Origin of the sequence: Paenibacillus guangzhouensis, assembly GCF_009363075.1 — a bacterium.
In the GTDB taxonomy this organism is placed as follows: Bacteria; Bacillota; Bacilli; order Paenibacillales; family Paenibacillaceae; genus Paenibacillus_K; species Paenibacillus_K guangzhouensis.
The window spans coordinates 4916931-4936609 of record NZ_CP045293.1 but is presented as its reverse complement, the minus strand read 5'-3'; the positions used below and the strand labels follow the sequence as shown (position 1 = coordinate 4936609).

Below are 19679 nucleotides of genomic sequence, written 5' to 3'. Positions count from 1 at the left end.
AAAATTGTCGCAAAAGAGTTAGATAAAATGGCGTCCTAGAATTAGGGATACATATTTGATAAGATGTTATAGGAATGATTTAATCTAGATACAGAAAATGGAGAGTTATTATGATAACTGGTTTTTTAAAAGATGTATTTATTAAACAAAAATTTATTTTAGAAATGTCGAAAAAAGATATTAAATCAAGATATTTAGGATCATTTCTTGGCGTGGTTTGGGCATTTATTCAACCTACCGTTCAAATACTTATTTTTTGGTTTGTATTTCAAGTAGGTTTCAAGTCAGCTCCGGTGGATAATTTTCCGTTTATCCTATGGTTAATTTCTGCTATGATTCCTTGGTTTTTTATATCTGATAGTATTATCGGCGCTACAAATTCAATTATTGATAATAGTTATCTTGTTAAGAAGATCGTTTTTCGTGTGAGCATATTACCAATCGTTAGGATATATTCGGCCTTGTTTATACATTTGTTTTTTATTTGTTTTATGATAATTATGTTCGCAGTATATGGCTATTTACCAACAGTATATTACTTACAAATATTTTATTATTTATTTGCTTCTATATTACTTGTTTTGGGTATTTCTTGGATTACTTCCTCACTTGTGATTTTTTTGAAAGACATCGGGCAATTTGTAGGGGTGTTGGTGCAGTTTGGTTTTTGGTTAACACCTATTTTCTATTCTATCAACACAGTGCCCGAAAAATATCATTTTTTACTGAAGTTAAACCCTGCTTTTTATATTGTAGAAGGATATAGAGAAACATTCATATATCATAAATGGTTCTGGGAACATCCGTTATTGTCTCTTAATTTCTGGATAATTACTATTCTATTGCTAACTGCAGGGACATTTATATTTAAAAAGCTTCGTCCTCATTTTGCGGATGTACTCTAGAAGAGAGGTTTTATGATGACTTCCAACTACGCATTGAAAGTTGAAAATATATCTAAGATTTATAAAATATATGACAAACCATCAGATCGACTAAAAGAGGCCTTAATTCCATTTGGTAAAAAGTTTTATACAGATTTTCATGCATTGAATGGAATATCTTTCAAAGTAAGTAAAGGAGAGAGCTTGGGTATTCTTGGCAAGAATGGATCAGGCAAGTCCACTTTACTGAAAATAATAACAGGGGTTTTGACACAAACGACAGGGACAATTCAAGTGAATGGTCGAATTTCTGCTTTACTGGAACTTGGTGCAGGGTTTAATCCGGAATATACGGGGATTGAAAATATATATTTAAATGGTACGATCATGGGGTTTAGTAAAGAGGCAATGGATGCAAAAATAAAGGATATTTTAGACTTTGCCGATATTGGGGATTTTATCTATCAGCCAGTAAAAATGTACTCGAGTGGTATGTTTGCTAGACTAGCGTTTGCAGTAGCTATTAATGTTGACCCAGATATACTTATCGTTGATGAAGCTCTTAGTGTTGGAGATATGCGATTCCAACAAAAGTGCTATAGAAAAATTGAAGAATTTAAGGATACGAAAACGGTTATTATGGTTACTCACGATATCAGTGCCATCACAAAATATTGTGATCGGGCAATATGGATTAATGAAGGAAATCTGATGGGAGATGGCTCTCCTATTGAAATTGCTAAAAAATATCAGGCTTTTATGATTGATTCTGCAATTTCTAAAAATGACAGTAAAAGTTCGTTAGGTTTTGAAAAAGATGATAATATTGATGCGATAAATCCGAGCCTAGATGTAATGGGAGATAGAAGCGTTGAAATTGTAGGAATATCTATGTTTGATGAACTCAGTAGTACGAAATTAGATCTAGTTGCACCAGATCAACGTATTAAGATATCAATTAAAGTGAAATCGAATCAAAATATTACCGATCCCATTGTAGGTTTATCTGTTAAAGACCGTCTGGGGACTACATTATTTCAAACCAATAGTTTCGTATTAAATCAGCCAATGGATGATTTGCATGATAATGAAATGGCAATCTATAGTTTTTCTTTTTATTTTCCTAGTCTGAATCATGGGATGTATACTATTTCCCCAGCTATAGCTTCAGGGACGCAAGGAAATCATACGCAGCATTGCTGGATTCATGATGCCATCGTATTTCATGTGATACAGAAGCAAATTTTTGAATTAGAGGGTTGTTTAGTAATGAATAATATTGATTTCTCCAGGAATCTCTAGGGGGTTATTATGAAATTTACAGGTGAAAGATTTTTGCCTAATGAAGAGGACGCAACAATGGAGGTTGAGCACCGTCAACGGTATATGTCAATTATTCCTTTGGTCAAAGGTAAAGTTGTTGTTGACGCAGCCTGCGGAGAAGGTTATGGCACAGATATTTTATCCAGGTATGCGGAAAAAGTTATTGGTGTGGATATTAGTGACGAAGCGATTATACATGCGAAAAGTAAGTATACGAATCCGAATATTCAATTCATAATGAGTTCCGTCGAAAAGATGGATATCCCTAGTCATTCTGTGGATGTTTTTGTTTCTTTTGAAACGATAGAACATATCGATGCTGAAATGCAACATTTATTCTTGAATGAGGTACGAAGAATTCTTAAAGAAGATGGAATATTGATTATGTCTACACCAGACAAATATCAATATTCGGATCTCCGTAATTTCAGTAATCCATTTCATGTTAAAGAATTTTATAAGCAGGAATATTATGATTTTTTAAATAGTTATTTCAGTAATATTGAATTTTACTACCAGAGGTTTGAACTTATTTCATTAATGGCGAGTGAAAACTCAAATTTAGTGCAACATATTCAACTTGAAGATTCTACGTCTCAAGTAAATGAGGGTATGTATATTATTGCAGTATGCAATAATGGTGGGATATTTAATCAATCGATAGATTCCTATACGTTATCTACAAAAGTTAAATATAGCCATTTAACTAAACGGATTATTTGCCTACAAGATGAAGTGGAAGAAAGGAACTTGCATATAAGAAAATTAGATGAAGAAATCGATTCTAAAAATGATTTAATTGTTCGTTTGCAGCAAGAAGTAGATGAAAGGAACTCACATATAAGAAGACTAAATGAAGAAATTGATTCTAAAAATGAATTGATTATTCGTTTGCAGCAAGAAATAGATGCAAACGGTAGATCCATAGTCGACTTGGAAAATAGACTTGAAAAAGAACGAAAGAGAATTGATGAGTGTGAGGAGTTAACCAAAGATTTACAGGCTACTTTAAAAGAAAAGGATATTAAACTGAATGAAGTGGATTCAGAATATACGAGCATTATTAATAACCAACAAGCTCACATCAATCTTTTACTTGAAGAAGAAAGAAAACTAAGTGCAATTTATCGATCAGGAGGGTGGAAGCTGCTTGAGCGATACTATCAAACAAGAGATTTTGTGATTCCACCAAATAGTAAACGTAGATTTATTGCTAAAATGCTTGTACGCACACTTAGGCATCCGAAGGCCACAATGCGGCATTTAAATAAAGAGAATATTAAGAAATTCAGACGATATCTTCGGACAGAAAAAATAGATATGCTTGATAGCCGGGTGGAGAACTTTTTAGAACGACATACAACGGCGAATAGTCCGAGAGAGATAACATTAATGAATCATATTGATTCCAGTAAAACACTACATTTTCAGACGGTCGAATCGCCACTGGTTTCTATTGTTATCCCTGTATATAATCAATGGCATTATACCTATTCTTGCTTGGCATCAATCTTAGAACATTCAGATGATGTGTCGTATGAAATCATTATTGCAGATGATGTCTCAACGGATGATACTGTTTACATTAAAGATATAGTTCAAAATATAACAGTGGTGAGAGATGAGATTAACCGTGGTTTCTTATTAAACTGTAATAATGCTGCCAAACAGGCGCGAGGTAAATATATTGTCTTTCTTAACAATGATACTAATGTTCAAGAAGGGTGGCTTTCCTCATTAATTGAATTAATAGAATCCGATAATCAAATTGGTATGGTTGGTTCAAAGCTAGTCTATCCGGATGGTCGCTTACAAGAAGTAGGTGGGATTATTTGGAATGACGCAAGTGGTTGGAATTATGGTCGACTCGATGATCCTGAAAAACCAGAATATAACTATGTCAAAGAGGTGGATTATATTTCTGGTGCTGCTATTATGATTCGTAAAAATTTATGGGAGCAGATTGGTGGATTTGATGAAAGATATGTACCTGCATATTTTGAGGACTCTGACTTAGCTTTTGAAGTGAGACAAATTGGATATAAAGTGGTGCTGCAACCAAAGTCAGTTGTCGTTCATTTTGAGGGGATTTCGCATGGTACAGACACAGGTAGTGGTATCAAAAGCTATCAAGCAGCCAATAAAGAAAAATTTGTTTCAAAATGGAGATCAATATTAAAAAACCAACATTTTCCAAATGGAGAGAGTGTGTTTCTGGCTAGGGATCGTAGTAAAGATAAAAAGACGATACTTATAATAGATCATTACGTTCCACATTATGATAAGGATGCTGGTTCAAGGACAATGTTCCAATATATTAAATTGTTTGTAGGGATGGGTCTTAGCGTGAAATTTATCGGGGACAATTTCTATAAGCACGAACCATATACTTCGATAATTGAGCAGATGGGCGTAGAGGTTCTTTATGGTGTGGATATGCAAAAAAATATAGTGAAATGGCTTAAAGCGAATGGTCAATTCATTGATTTTGTTTATTTGCTTAGACCGCATATAGCAGTTAATTATATACAGAACGTGAGGAAATATACCACGGCTAAAGTTTTTTATAATGGAACTGACCTACATTATATACGAGAAGTAAGAAAGTATAAAATTGACAAAAATAAACAATCTCTGGAAAACGCAAGAAAAGTTAAGGTGCAAGAATATGCTCTGATGGAAGCAAGTGACGTTGTTTATACGATTAGCGAATTTGAAAAGGATTTGTTATCAAAGAAGCTGCCCCATAAAAGAGTAGTAGTCATACCTACTTATATTTATGAGACTCGAGAACTTCCTCTAGGAGGAAGTTTGGGATTTGATAATCGTAAAGATATTTGTTTTGTGGGTGGCTTTTCACATACACCGAATATCGATGGTGTGTTGTGGTTTGTTAAAGAAATTTTTCCTAAGATAACCAAACAATTACCTGATCTTCGGATTCATATTATTGGATCCAATCCTACGAAAGAGATCTTGAATTTGAGTAGTAAAAATATTCATGTGACTGGTTTTATTTCTGATGAAGAATTGATGGCGTATTATTCAAATTGTAGATTAGTGGTTGCTCCGTTAAGGTTTGGGGCGGGGGTGAAGGGTAAGATCATTGAAGCTATTGCTTACGGCATACCTATTGTTACTACGGAAATTGGTGCGGAAGGGATAAGTGGTTCGGAGGATTTCTTGAATGTACAGAATCAGGAATATGAGTTTGCTGAAAATGTTATACAATTGTATAACGATAAAGAGAATTGGGAGACTATCAGAACCAAACAAATATCTTACGCCCAAAGTAAATTAAGCAATGACTATGCAATAAGTGTACTAAAAAAAGATATACAACCTTAAGGAGACCCTATGAGTATATTTATTATCGGAAAGAGTGGCTATATTGCAAAAAGATTGATAGACTATTTAGATTCAAATCCTATAGATAATCAAGACATAAATGTAACATCTAGTCATACTGAAGAACAAGCTATGTATTTAAACTTGTTAGAACCACAATCGTTTGATTATAGCATGATTAAAGAGAATGATTTTATCGTGCTATTAGCTGCTATTTCTTCTCCAGACATATGTAATCGTGATTATGATACGGCATATGAAATTAACGTTAGCGGGACTGCTTATTTCATATCTAAATGTATTGAGAGGAATGCGAGAGTATTATTTATGTCTTCTGATACGGTGTACGGTCTTCAACAATCTGAGGTGGATGAAAATACTGATACTAACCCGATTGGGAATTATGCATTAATGAAGCAGGAAATCGAACAGAAATTTATGGGTTATTCAAACTTTAAAGTTTTTAGATTATCTTATATTTTCTCTAGAGAAGATAAATTTACAAGTTATATCCATGGTTGTTGTCGTAAAGGCGAGGTTGTTGATGTATTTCATCCTATATTTAGACGAACTGTATATATTGAAGATTTAATACAAGCTATTATTACTATTGAGCAAGATTGGGATGAATGGAGTAATCAGATCTTTAATATTTGCGGTCCTAGCTTACTATCTAGAGTGGATTTAGTGCAGTTTTATAAATTCAATGTGAATAATGAACTTGAATATCGTACGACTGAACCAGATGAATCATTTTTTAAAGCTCGACCTAAAACGATAGATATGGCCTCGATCTTTTTTGAAAAGCTACTAAAAAGAAAGCCAATTAAGATTGATGAAGCAATGAGTAGAGAGTTTTCTTAATTATATGTATAGAAGGGGAATGGTTTTGTATGAGCAAAAAGCGAGCATTAATTACAGGGATTACAGGAATGGTTGGTTCTCATTTAGTAGATTATCTATTGGAGAATACAGACTGGGAAGTATATGGGATGTGTCGGTGGAGAAGCCCGTTTGACAATGTGCAACATCTTTTGCCGAGAATTAATCAGAGAGATCGAGTCCATATTTTATATGGAGATTTAAATGATTATTTGTCGTTGCATGAGGTTATCGAAAAAAGCAAACCTGATTATGTCTTTCATCTTGCCGCTCAAAGTTTTCCTAAAACAAGCTTTGATGCCCCAATCGATACTTTTAACGTGAATATATTGGGAACAGCTAGATTACTTGAGGCTCTTCGGAAATTTAATGACATTGATCCTGTGATTCATGTGTGCGCGTCGTCTGAAGTGTTCGGGAGAGTTCCAAAAGAAAAGTTGCCTATAGATGAAGAATGTTCCTTTCATCCTGCATCACCGTATGCAATCTCCAAAATAGGTACTGATCTTATTGGTCGATATCATGCTGAGGCATATGGTCAAAAAGTAATGACAACTCGGATGTTCACTCATACAGGTCCTCGCAGAGGAGATGTGTTTGCTGAATCGACTTTTGCAAAGCAAATTGCGATGATTGAAGCGGGGATGATTCCTCCAATTGTTAAAACGGGCAATTTAGATTCTTTACGAACATGGGCTGATGTAAGGGATGCTGTAAGAGCTTATTACATGTTAGTAACCGTAAATCCAATAGCAGGGGAATACTATAATATTGGAGGAACTTACACTTGCTCAGTGCGTGATATGTTAAATACGCTTGTCAGTATGTCAAGTGTGAAAGATATTAAAATTGAAACGGATCCAGAAAGAATTAGACCGATTGATGCGGATCTCCAAGTACCCAACACAAGCAAGTTTAAGAATCATACGGGATGGGCTCCTGAAATTCCATTTGAGACAACGATGGAAGATTTGTTGAATTATTGGAGAGATAGAATCAAAATGGGACAGAATTTTTTGACAAGATAGGGGAATGCTAGTATGTTAATTCGTTCAAAAGCTCCTTTACGGTTGGGACTAGCAGGTGGTGGGACAGATGTTTCACCATACTGCGATGAATTTGGGGGATATGTCCTAAATGCAACTATAGATATGTATGCCTATTGTACGATTGAACCGACAAGTGATAATAAAATAAGCTTTTATGCAACTGATCGAGAAGAGTATACAGAGTATGATTCTACATATTTCTTGGAGTTTGATGGTGTATTGGATTTGCATAAAGGAATATACAATCGAATAATTAAGCAATATCATCAATCTGTACCATTATCTTTCCGGATGACAACGTATTCTGATGCACCTGCGGGATCGGGGTTGGGTTCTTCCTCAACGATGGTTGTGGCTATATTACATGCCTTTGCAGAATGGTTGAATCTCCCACTGGGAGAATATGATGTTGCTCAGTTAGCTTATCAGATCGAGAGGCAAGATGTTGGACTTAGTGGTGGGAAACAAGATCAATACGCTGCAACTTTTGGTGGGATTAATTTTATAGAGTTTTATAACGATGATAGAGTCATAGTAAATCCATTACGAGTTAAAAGTTGGATCGTTAACGAATTAGAAAACTCATTGGTATTGTATTACACGGGCGCATCAAGAGAATCTGCAAAAATTATTGATGAACAAGTGAAAAACACAACTGGTAAAAATATGAAATCCATTGAAGCGATGCATGAATTAAAAATAGATGCACTAGTAATGAAAGAAATGGTACTAAAGGGCGATTTGAGAACGTTCGCAAACTATTTAGGGAAATCTTGGGAAGCAAAGAAGAGAACAGCATCAACGATAACGAACCAATCCATTGATAGGGTTTATGATATCGCAATAGCTTCGGGTGCTTATGCTGGTAAAGTATCCGGTGCAGGTGGTGGTGGATTTATGATGTTTATGGTTGATCCTGCAAAGCGAATAAATCTTATTAAGGAACTTCAAAGATTAGATGGTGTTGTAATGAACTTCCATTTCACGAAAAACGGTGCAGAGAGTTGGAGGATTAATTAGATGCAAAGTTTTATTAATAATCAGATAAAAGAATCTTATGAGATTAAGCGATTAATATTAGAGAGCACTGAATTAACAAAGCTCATCAAAGAGGTTGCTGAAAAGACAACTGTAGTATATCGGAATGGGAAAAAGACGTTGCTAGCAGGTAATGGAGGTAGTGCTGCCGATGCTCAGCATATCGCTGGAGAATTTGTAAGTCGGTTTTATTTTGATCGGCCGGGTATTCCATCAGTTGCGCTAACTACAGATACTTCAATATTAACTGCTATAGGGAATGATTACGGGTATGAACGATTGTTTGCTAGACAAATCCAGGCACAGGGTTCAGAGGGAGATTTATTTATTGGAATTTCAACATCAGGCAACTCCCCCAATATAATAAGTGCATTGAAAGAATGTAGAGAAAAAGGTATTATCACAGTGGGACTCACAGGAGCATCCGGAGGTAGAATGGAAGAGTTCTGTGATTATTGTATAAAAGTCCCTTCTGATGAAACACCGAGAATCCAGGAATCTCATATATTGATCGGACATATTATTTGTGCTGTAGTAGAAGAAAGCATTTTCGGGAAAGGATTTAATTAATATGGAAGCTATTATACTTGCCGGAGGATTCGGAACAAGACTGCAAAGTGCTGTCAATGATGTACCTAAACCTATGGCACCTATTAATGGGCAACCATTCTTAACCTACTTACTTAAGTATTTATTAAAGTATGACATTCGTTCTGTTTTGTTGTCTACGGGATATAAGCATGAAGTTATCGAAGACTATTATGGTTCGTGCTTCCAGGGTGTTATGAGACTTGAATATTCAGTTGAAAAGGAGCCCCTCGGTACTGGAGGGGCTATTGCACAGTCAATGCGATATACAACAGAGGAAGATATCATCGTAATTAATGGAGATACTTTTTTTAATGTTGATCTGAAAGAAATGATGTTATTCCATAGAACTCAGGCTGGGGAAATGACGATGGCATTGAAACCAATGAGTGACTTTGAACGTTACGGTAAGGTGGATCACGTTAACAACCGAGTAGTGAAATTCCAAGAAAAACAATATACGAGTTTTGGTGATATCAATGGTGGTGTTTATATACTGAATCGTAGTATTTTTAATGGCTGTAATCTTGAGAAGACCTTTTCATTTGAGACTGATTTCCTTCAGAAACATCTACAGCGGATCCAGGTAAATTCATATATTGCAGACGAGTATTTTATTGATATTGGTATTCCTGAAGATTATTATAAAGCTCAAAGTGAGTTGATTAAATTTGAATAAGGCCGTGTTTTTTGATAGAGATGGAGTCATCAATGTAGAGAAAAACTATGTCTATAAAATTGAAGACTTTGAGTTTGTGGATGGAATATTTGATGTAATGAAGCATTTTCAATCTTTGGGGTATTTGCTAATTGTGATAACAAATCAGGCGGGGATTGGAAGAGGGTATTACTCAGAAGAGGATTTTCACAAGTTGAACGATTGGATGATTGAGCGGTTTAAGGTGGAGGGGATTGAGATTACTAAAGTTTACTACTCTCCTTATCATCCAGAGCACGGAATTGGGGAGTATAAAAAGGATAGTTGGTGTAGAAAACCGAACCCGGGAATGATTTTGCAAGCAAAAGATGATTTTGATATAGATTTGAGAGAGTCAATATTGTTTGGAGATAAAGATAGTGATATTGAGGCGGGGATAAGAGCTGAAGTCGGGGAAAATGTACTAGTTCAAATGAATGTGAAAATAAATGCGAATAAATAGCCTGGTTTATATAGTGATATTAATTTGGGGTGATATCATCCGAATCCATTACTCTTTAATAACAGAACATTCAGCGGAGGCCATAGAAATTTATGAATAGGTTAAGGCTAGAATTGAAAGAAAATATAATTAATAAAATATTATTATGTAGTCTATTTATTATTAATTTCTTTTGGTATATAAAATTAGGTGGTTATCACACGATTATGGGTGATGATCTAAACAGTTGGGATTTTTTCCGTGGAAAGTCCTTTTTGGAGGCTGTTTTATTAAATGACTTCGCTGATAAATACAGACCTGTGTTTAATTTAGTGCAATATATATTATATAAATTATTCGATAATAATTATCAATTGTATTTTATGTTTAATATTACGTTCAATTGTATAATCATTTATTTTGTTTATAAATTATTAAACTTGATTAGTAATAATAAGTATATTAGTTATGCTATTTCCTTACTTTTTATTACATCCCGTTTTGCTTACTATAATATATTGCAAATTTATGGATTGATGGAGGCTATTTGTACATTATTCCTTATACTCATAATATTGAATTCGTATTTATTATACTGCAAAGGAAAAAAAAGTGGTTTTTTATATATACTTATACTGGAATTTTTAATTATTTTTACACATGAGAGATTTATAGCTATAATTCCAGTAATAATTTTGTTTATGCATTTTCACTTAATACATGAAAAGAAAAAGAAAAAGAAAATTATCGCATTTGGCTTAATTGTCTCCCCAATCATTTTTTATCTGATGTTCAAAAAGCTTTTTCTTAAATCAAGTATTTTAGTAGGGACTGGTTATACAAGTATCAAAATTAATGTATATTCGGTAATAAAGTTTTTTATAGGAGGGCTATTAAATTTATTTGGGTTTAATATAGGGCCAGAACACTTGAATGGTATTCCGATAAATCAGGTTAATTTAACAACAATAATAGTATCAGTATTAGTACTGATACTCTCTATGATAGTATTTATAGCAGCAATAAAAGGCAAGGATAAAAAAGAAAAATTGATTGAATTCAAAATATTTTTGATAATGTTAATGCTTGTATGCGCCTTAGTGCTAGTCTCATCAATTACTGTGTATCAAGAACTGAGATGGTTGCAAACCCCATACTTAGTATTCATTATATACATGGGATATCTTTTTGCTAAGATAAATTCCAAAAAATTGATGATGATTTTGATGATTTTATTTACTTGTTGTAACCTTAAACAAAATTCTTATTATAAGGATTATATCCATAATATATATTTTGTGTATTCTCAGCAGATTTCAGACTCTGCCTACGATGAGACCATTAAAAAGTATGGTACGAATATTAGGCAGTACAAAGTTTTTATAGAAAAACATCGGGATATAGATTGGCCTTTATTAGATTCATTGTTTTTAAAACCTTATTTGGGAGATGATACGTTTAAGGTTGAATATGTTGATAACATACTAGATGTAGATCTCACGAAGATTGATCCGACAAAAGTAGTTTTACTAAAACTGAATGATTCTCAAAAGAGATTTATTAATGTCACCAACGAGGTGATTCTATATAAAAATAAAGCGCTAGGTAAGAATAAAAACATTAAATATAGTCTTATCGACCATTTCCATGAAGGTGAGGTAACCCCACAGAGTGTAAATGAAGATACACCTAATGGGGAAGGAGTATTTATATTTGATTGGACAACACAATTTCAAAAGATAAATACGTTAACAATCATTAGTGGATTTAAATACACCTATAAGAATATATTTATTCCTACAGATTCGAAGATTTGTGGTGATTTAATACTTCCCCTTAAAGGAAGTGATGGTGCAAATTTCTATATCAGCATTAATGATAATGGAAATGAGCGTAGGATTTATGAAAGCAATGTCACGCAGGAATCCAATTTTAATGAAATAGAAATCAGTATTGAGGGCTATTCTGGAAAAAATGTTGATATTACATTTGGTGTTGAGTCACCAAATGGAAATAATATTGCCGATTGGATTGCATTGGGGGATTTGGGTATTGCCCAACGTTAAAGTTCATAAGTAAGCGTATTGTGAGTTATTTAAAAAGGGACATTCCAGGACCCATCTATCGAAAAGGTAAAAAAATAATGCTTTTTATGTTAACTAATATGAAATGATTTAACCTACTATTTACATAATATTCTAAAGGCCATGTTAATCATTGATGCTGAAGAATACTTAAAATATTTAAAGGAGTGTAGGCATTTGAAACAAGGTAGTATAGTGAAGTTTAAAAATACAGGTGAATATGGTTTGATTGGATATGAACTAGAAAATATATTTCAAGTATTCAAACTAAGTAAAAATGCTCCAGAAATACAAAACGGAAATTTCCATGAAGTAATAAAAGTTAATAAAGAAACGCCGTTATTTTTAGATGTGAGAGATAAACTTCATGTATTAAAAAATGATATTGAATTTATCTTTGATTTAAGTGAGCACGATTTTGAGAAGGTAATGAGATTAGAAATCCTTTCAAAGGTTGAAAACTATTATGATCTTTTTCATTCTAATAGAAACAAAAAATTCGATGTTGAGAAATCTTCTCTTTCTTATGGCGGGCGAATCTATGACGAAAAGGAAATGCGCAGTCTTGTAGATTCATCGCTTGATTTCTGGCTTACGGCGGGTCGATATAACAAACAATTCGAAAAAGAATTTGCTGAATTCCTAGGTGTAAGGTATGCACTACTTACGAATTCCGGTTCATCCGCTAATCTATTGGCATTTTCAACACTTACTTCGCCAAAACTTGGTGATCGTCGTGTAATGCCTGGTGATGAAGTTATCACTGTAGCTGCGGGATTCCCAACAACGGTAGCTCCAATTATTCAAAATGGGGCGATCCCGGTATTTATTGATGTGGAGTTAGGTACATATAACATCATGGTTGATCGTATTGAAGATGCAATCACTCCAAGAACTAAGGCGATTATGGTAGCCCATACGATGGGGAATCCCTTTGAATTGGACAAGGTAATGGAAATTGCAGAAAAATACAATTTATGGGTAATAGAAGATAACTGTGATGCTCTGGGTTCGACATTTAACGGAAAACTTACGGGTACTCATGGTCATATTGGCACATCGAGCTTCTATCCGCCTCATCATATGACGATGGGTGAAGGTGGGGCAGTCTATACGAATGACCCTAAATTAAAGATGATTATTGAATCATTCAGGGATTGGGGTCGTGATTGCTGGTGTGAATCGGGTTGTGATAATACGTGCAAGAAACGTTTTGGTTGGGAATTAGGCTCTCTGCCGTATGGATATGATCATAAATATACGTATTCTCATATTGGATATAATTTGAGAGTTACGGATATGCAAGCAGCTATTGGGGTAGAGCAACTTAAGAAAGTGCCTTCGTTTGTACAGGCAAGAAAGAATAACTTTAATCGCTTATTGGCAGGATTGAGGGAGCTCGACCAATATTTTATTCTTCCTAGAGCAACAGAGAACTCGGATCCAAGCTGGTTTGGTTTCATTTTGACATTAAGAGATGGAGTTAACTTCACCAAAAATGAAATTGTTGATTACTTAGAAGCTAACCGCATTCAAACTCGCATGTTATTCGCGGGAAATCTCATCCGTCAGCCAGCTTATCAAAATGTTAACTTTAGAATTCATGGAGGCCTAAAAAATACTGATAAAATCTTATATGATACATTTCTCGTAGGGGTTTATCCAGGTTTGTCAGATGAGATGATTGATTACGTTATTGATAAAATCAAAGAATTTGTGTATTCCAAAAACTGATAATTAGTCTAGCTTGAAGGAGGGTATTAAATGAAGGTCGTTATACTTGCAGGTGGATATGGTACTCGAATTAGTGAAGAATCGCACTTAAAGCCTAAGCCGATGATCGAGATCGGACAAAAGCCTATCTTATGGCATATTATGAAATTGTATTCACAGCACGGGTTTAATGATTTTGTGATTTGTTTAGGCTACAAAGGATTTTATATTAAAGAATACTTTGCACATTATTTCCTTCATGAGTCCGATGTAACGTTTGATTTTAGAAATGATAACCAAATCATTACACATAATCATTCGGCAGAACCATGGAAAGTAACATTAGTCAATACGGGGCTTGATACGATGACAGGTGGGAGAGTGAAGCGAATCCAACCTTACATCGAAGATGAGCCATTTATGCTGACTTATGGTGATGGGGTATCGGATGTGAATATTACCGAGTTAGTTAATTATCATAAGTTACATGGAAGAATTGGGACGGTCACTTCTGTTCAACCAAGTGGGAGATTCGGCGCTCTTAATATTACTGAGAATAATCTAGTTAAAGGATTCCAGGAAAAGCCAAAAGGTGATAACTCATGGATCAATGCAGGTTTTTTTGTACTGCAACCCGAAATTTTTAATTATATTGCTGATGATAGCACAATTTTTGAGAAAGCTCCGCTAGAAACACTGGCAAAGAATGAGGAGTTAATGTCCTATAAACATGATGGATTCTGGCAACCAATGGATACTTTGAGAGATAAAAATTATCTTGAAGATTTGTGGGGATCTGGTAAAGCACCATGGAAAACTTGGGATCGGGATCCGGTGAATGTATGATAAACACAAACTTTTGGGTAAATAAACGGGTATTTATAACAGGTCATACAGGCTTTAAAGGGTCTTGGTTATCGTTGTGGTTACATTCGATGGGGGCAAAAGTATACGGATATGCACAAATACCTAATACGGAGCCTAGCCTGTATCATGTTTGTGGAATTGATGAAATACTTGAAAAAAGCTTTATCGCAGATATTAGAGATAGCAAGTCGCTTCAAGAGGCTATGGAATTCTCATCTCCTGAAATCGTTATTCATATGGCGGCACAGCCTTTAGTAAGGGAATCGTACATTAATCCTGTGGATACTTATAGCATCAATGTTATGGGAACGGTTAATCTCTTTGAAGCAGTCCGGAATTGTAGTTCTGTGAAAGCTGTTGTGAATGTAACGACAGATAAATGTTATGAGAATAAAGAATGGGTTTGGGGATATAGAGAAAATGAACCTATGGGAGGATACGATCCATATTCTAGTAGTAAGGCATGCTCTGAATTAGTAACCTCAGCGTATAAAAACTCATTTTTTTACCATAACGAAAAGAGATTTGTAGGAGTAGCATCAGCTCGTGCTGGAAATGTTATTGGCGGGGGAGACTGGGCTAAAGATAGATTGATTCCTGATTGCATTAAGGCATTAATGGCTGATCAAACGATCATTATTCGTAATCCATATTCGATTAGACCTTGGCAGCATGTTTTAGAACCACTAGGAGGGTACTTGCTTCTGGCAGAAAAATTATTCGAAGATGGAGAGAAATATTCAGAAGCATGGAATTTTGGCCCTTACGATATTGATGCCAAACCAGTCGAATGGATTGTCCAAGAAATGTGTAATAAGTGGGGAACGGAAGCGAACTATCGTGTTGATTCAAATCCACAGCCGCATGAAGCGCAGTACTTAAAGTTGGACTGTTCTAAAGCGAATGCTATATTGAACTGGTCGCCACGCTGGAATTTGGAAACGGCAATTGAGAAAATTGTTAGTTGGACTAAGGCATATCGAAACAACGAAAATATGCGGGAAGTTTGTATAAAGCATATTAAGGAATATCAAAGCTGATCTAGATTGGAGATGCGCTATGAAGCTTTCTGATTACGTTATTGATTTTATAAAAAAAGAAGGCGTCTCACATGTATTTGAATTTATAGGTGGAGCAATTGCACATCTCTTAGATTCGATTGCAAAAAGAGATGATATCGAATGTGTCTCGGTTCGCCATGAGCAAGCAGCGTCTTTTGCAGCAGAAGCATATGCCAGAATGAATGGAAAACTTGGCGTTGCTATGGCAACTAGCGGCCCGGGGGCGTTGAATTTATTGACAGGGATTGGGAGCTGTTTCTTTGATTCAGTTCCTTGTTTGTTTGTAACAGGCCAGGTAAATACATATGAATATAAATTTGATAGACCTGTTCGACAAATTGGATTTCAAGAAACGGATATCGTAAGTGTTGTAACACCACTCACGAAGTATGCAGCATTAGTAACTGACCCATCCCAAATTAGATATTCTTTAGAAAAAGCCGTTTATCTAGCTCAGAATGGTAGACCTGGGCCAGTTCTGATTGATATCCCAATGAATGTTCAAAGAGCTGACATTGATCCGAGTAATTTAGAGAGTTTCTTTGACAGTGATGAATACAAAGAGTTATCAATGGCGAACGATGTTCTGGATGCTCGTATCATCTCCCAATTATATGAAATGATTTCTAACGCACAGAGACCAGTAATACTTGCGGGAGGTGGCGTGAGAGTAAGTAACGCCTATGAAGAACTTAGTTTGTTTATAGAGAAAACCGGTATACCTGTTGTGAGTTCATTAATGGGCCTTGACGTTATTTCACATGATAATCCACTTTATTGCGGGTTAATTGGCTCGTATGGAAATCGATATAGCAATATGACGTTAGCGAACTGTGATTTATTGATTATACTAGGTTCTAGACTAGATAGTAGGCAAACGGGAACAAGACCCGATACATTTGCACGAGCAGCGAAAAAAATCCACGTTGACATTGACCCTAATGAGTTGAATTGCAAGGTACAGGTTGATATAGCAATTAAAACTGACTTATTACAATTTTTGAAGCAAATGAATATCAAGTTAAAAAATTATAGAAAGCCGGATCTATCAGACTGGCTAATGAAGATCGAAACACTTAAAGCAAAATATCCGACTTCATCTGGGATTACATCAGCAGATATAATTGAACCAAATCAATTTATGGGTGTACTATCTTCATATGCAAGGAAAATTAAAGCCATCTGTTTAGATGTCGGTCAGCATCAAATGTGGGCATCTCAATCATTTAAACTCCAAGATGGCCAGCGTATTCTTAACTCGGGTGGAATGGGGGCAATGGGTTTTGCGCTGCCTGCAGCAATTGGTGCAACGCTAGCCACTAATCAGGAATCACTCGTTATTGCCGGGGATGGAGGCATTCAACTAAACATTCAAGAATTGGATACCCTTAGACGAATGAATTTGCCTGTCAAAATTTGCGTTATGAATAACAATTGCCTGGGCATGGTTAGACAATTCCAAGACTTATATTTTGATGGAAGACAGCAATCGACGGTAAGTGAGAATCCGAACTTTGGTGATATTTTCGAAGCATATGGCATTCCTTCATATCAAGTTAGATCATTGAGCGAGACAGCAACGATCGAACAGTTTTTTGCTGAGGAAGGGCCTGCTTTTATAGAAGTCATGTTACAAAAAAATACAGAAGTTCAACCTAAGTTGGTTGTAAATCGTCCGATTGAAGATATGTCGCCGCATTTAGATAGAGAAGAGTTAAAGGAAGTCATGCTCATTGATCTTGTTGAAGAAATGGAAGTCCCTAAATAAAGGAGCCATTGATGGTGGTGATTAAAAAGAAGATAGCGGTATTAGGCGCTACAGGTCATATAGCCAAAAATATTATAACAGGGTTATGTTTAAAGAAAGAGCATGAAATATTTGCATATGCGCGTACTGAGGCAAAGTTAGTAGAGTTTCTTGAAGCGGAGCGTTTAGAGGTTGTAACCATACTAGATTTAAATGATTTTAAGGAGCGGTTTTTTGATGTCATCATAAATTGCGTTGGCATCGGAAATCCACAAGATTTACAGCAAGATCCTTATAAAATTTTTCATCTAACAGAATCATTCGATAATTTGATTATAGAGAAGATTCGTGATTCACAAGAAACATTGTATATCAATTTTAGCAGTGGTGCGGCGTACGGTGAAGATTTCATGAAGCCCGTAGAATATACAACTTCGAATAAAGTAAAGATTAATAGTTTTTCAACCAAAGATTATTATGGTGTAACTAAGCTGTATACTGAAGCAAAGCATCGAAGTTTATTGATGAATAATATTGTCGATTTGAGAGTTTTTGGCTTTTTTAGCAGGTATATTGATCTAAACTCAAAGTTCCTCATGACTGATATTATTAACTGTATTAGGACTGGCAATGAGCTTGTAACTAGTCCGTCTAATATTATTCGTGATTACATTCATCCGCATGACTTAAATCAACTTATTGAACGACTTATCAATAACCCTGAAGTTAATGATGCTTTTGACGTTTATTCAAAATGCCCTATATCGAAATTTGATTTGCTGAATTACTTTAAGGATAATCATCAATTGAGCTATAGAATTATTGAGGGGGATGTGAAGTCATCTGTTACAGGTAACAAGGACAATTACTACTCAGAATTTCATAAGGCACAAAATGTAGGATTTCACCCACAGTATAGCTCTATAGAGAGTATTGATGATGAGTATAAATATATTAGAATGAGGCTAGAAAAATGAAGAAAATTAGTATAGTAACCCCTTGCTATAATGAAGAGGACAATGTTGAAGAACTATACCAGCGCGTTAGAGAAGTATTTGATGAACTAAGTGGTTATGTATATGAACATATCTTCATCGATAATGCTTCGAAAGATAATACGGTTGCAATATTGAAAAGAATAGCACTAAAGGATCAAAATGTTAAGATTATCGTTAACGCCAGAAACTTTGGACATATACGCTCTCCTTATCATGCATTACTACAAGCAGATGGGGATGCAGTTATTTTATTGGTTGCAGATTTGCAAGACCCGCCTAACATGATTATTGACTTTATTGAGAAATGGGAAGAAGGCTATAAAGTAGTTCTTGGTGTAAAAACGGAGAGCCATGAAAGTGCTGCGATGTTTGCGATTCGAAAAATGTATTATAATTTTATTAACAGGGTATCTGAAATTGAACTAACGAAAAATAACACAGGGTTTGGATTATATGATCGTAAAATCATTCAGATCTTAAGAGAGATTAATGATCCATATCCTTACTTTAGAGGGTTGATTTCGGATATTGGTTTTGAAAGTTATAAAATAGAATATGTGCAGCCTGTTAGAAAACGAGGTATAACCAAGAATAATTTCTATACATTATATGATATGGCAATGCTAGGAATTACAAACCATTCTAAGATACCACTGCGATTAGCTGCTATGCTAGGCTTCTTAATGTCAGCTGTAAGTCTTTTGGTTGCAGTGGGTTATCTGATTGCAAAGCTAGTATTCTGGAATTATTTCACGCTAGGGCTGGCACCTCTCGTGATAGGTCTATTTTTATTTTCTTCTGTGCAATTATTTTTTATTGGAATTATAGGGGAATATATTGGTTCCATTCATACACAGGTATTGAAGAGGCCTTTGGTTGTAGAAAAAGAGCGAATAAATTTCGAAACCATAATCAATCAAGAACTAGAGAGAGTAAAAGGTTAATTCAGTAAAGGCCA

16 protein-coding genes are annotated in these 19679 nt (G+C 35.0%); all 16 read left to right on the top strand.

The genetic code is table 11. The features are described from left to right. Window positions 1–110 precede the first annotated feature (110 nt). The 16 genes from GCU39_RS22220 (at window position 111) to GCU39_RS22145 (ending at window position 19665) form a co-directional block, all read left to right on the top strand. The gene (locus tag GCU39_RS22220) at window positions 111–905 is read left to right on the top strand and encodes an ABC transporter permease (RefSeq protein ID WP_152395475.1); all 795 of its coding nucleotides are present in this window, start codon (window positions 111–113) and stop codon (window positions 903–905) included. A gap of 33 nt (window positions 906–938) precedes the next feature. Further along, complete coding sequence (locus GCU39_RS22215) at window positions 939–2186, top strand: ABC transporter ATP-binding protein (RefSeq protein ID WP_321575598.1); 1248 nt, start codon at window positions 939–941, stop codon at window positions 2184–2186. 9 nt (window positions 2187–2195) lie between these two features. Beyond that, window positions 2196–5555, top strand: coding sequence for a glycosyltransferase (locus GCU39_RS22210; protein ID WP_152395474.1), 3360 nt, complete (start codon window positions 2196–2198; stop codon window positions 5553–5555). 9 nt (window positions 5556–5564) lie between these two features. Beyond that, window positions 5565–6419: an NAD-dependent epimerase/dehydratase family protein gene (locus GCU39_RS22205; protein WP_152395473.1), complete on the top strand. Its 855-nt coding sequence runs from the start codon at window positions 5565–5567 to the stop codon at window positions 6417–6419. Window positions 6420–6448: 29 nt separating this feature from the next. Further along, the gene (locus GCU39_RS22200) at window positions 6449–7465 is read left to right on the top strand and encodes a GDP-mannose 4,6-dehydratase (protein WP_152395472.1); all 1017 of its coding nucleotides are present in this window, start codon (window positions 6449–6451) and stop codon (window positions 7463–7465) included. Window positions 7466–7477: 12 nt separating this feature from the next. Beyond that, the gene (locus GCU39_RS22195) at window positions 7478–8506 is read left to right on the top strand and encodes a GHMP family kinase ATP-binding protein (protein WP_152395471.1); all 1029 of its coding nucleotides are present in this window, start codon (window positions 7478–7480) and stop codon (window positions 8504–8506) included. Beyond that, a complete protein-coding gene (locus GCU39_RS22190) occupies window positions 8507–9094 on the top strand; it encodes a D-sedoheptulose 7-phosphate isomerase (protein WP_152395470.1) in 588 nt (195 codons plus the stop codon). A gap of 1 nt (window position 9095) precedes the next feature. Then, a complete protein-coding gene (locus tag GCU39_RS22185; protein ID WP_152395469.1) occupies window positions 9096–9791 on the top strand; it encodes a nucleotidyltransferase family protein in 696 nt (231 codons plus the stop codon). Beyond that, window positions 9784–10272 (top strand): D-glycero-alpha-D-manno-heptose-1,7-bisphosphate 7-phosphatase, encoded by a 489-nt coding sequence (locus tag GCU39_RS22180; RefSeq protein WP_152395468.1) that lies wholly within the window; start codon window positions 9784–9786, stop codon window positions 10270–10272. Before GCU39_RS22185 ends, GCU39_RS22180 begins: the two co-directional genes overlap by 8 nt. A gap of 92 nt (window positions 10273–10364) precedes the next feature. Then, on the top strand, window positions 10365–12317 hold the full coding sequence (locus GCU39_RS22175; protein ID WP_193726580.1) for a glycosyltransferase family 39 protein: 1953 nt from the start codon (window positions 10365–10367) through the stop codon (window positions 12315–12317). Between the two features lie 195 nt (window positions 12318–12512). Further along, window positions 12513–14069: a lipopolysaccharide biosynthesis protein RfbH gene (gene rfbH, locus GCU39_RS22170; protein ID WP_227793297.1), complete on the top strand. Its 1557-nt coding sequence runs from the start codon at window positions 12513–12515 to the stop codon at window positions 14067–14069. 30 nt (window positions 14070–14099) lie between these two features. Then, complete coding sequence (gene rfbF, locus GCU39_RS22165; protein ID WP_152395465.1) at window positions 14100–14894, top strand: glucose-1-phosphate cytidylyltransferase; 795 nt, start codon at window positions 14100–14102, stop codon at window positions 14892–14894. Then, complete coding sequence (gene rfbG, locus GCU39_RS22160) at window positions 14891–15955, top strand: CDP-glucose 4,6-dehydratase (RefSeq protein WP_152395464.1); 1065 nt, start codon at window positions 14891–14893, stop codon at window positions 15953–15955. Before rfbF ends, rfbG begins: the two co-directional genes overlap by 4 nt. A gap of 19 nt (window positions 15956–15974) precedes the next feature. After that, entirely contained in the window at window positions 15975–17744 is a 1770-nt protein-coding gene (locus GCU39_RS22155) for a thiamine pyrophosphate-binding protein (RefSeq protein ID WP_152395463.1), read from the top strand. 11 nt (window positions 17745–17755) lie between these two features. Next, the gene (locus GCU39_RS22150) at window positions 17756–18700 is read left to right on the top strand and encodes an NAD-dependent epimerase/dehydratase family protein (RefSeq protein ID WP_152395462.1); all 945 of its coding nucleotides are present in this window, start codon (window positions 17756–17758) and stop codon (window positions 18698–18700) included. Beyond that, window positions 18697–19665, top strand: coding sequence for a glycosyltransferase (locus GCU39_RS22145; RefSeq protein ID WP_152395461.1), 969 nt, complete (start codon window positions 18697–18699; stop codon window positions 19663–19665). The genes GCU39_RS22150 and GCU39_RS22145 overlap by 4 nt, the downstream gene beginning before the upstream one ends. The last annotated feature ends 14 nt before the right edge of the window (window positions 19666–19679 follow it).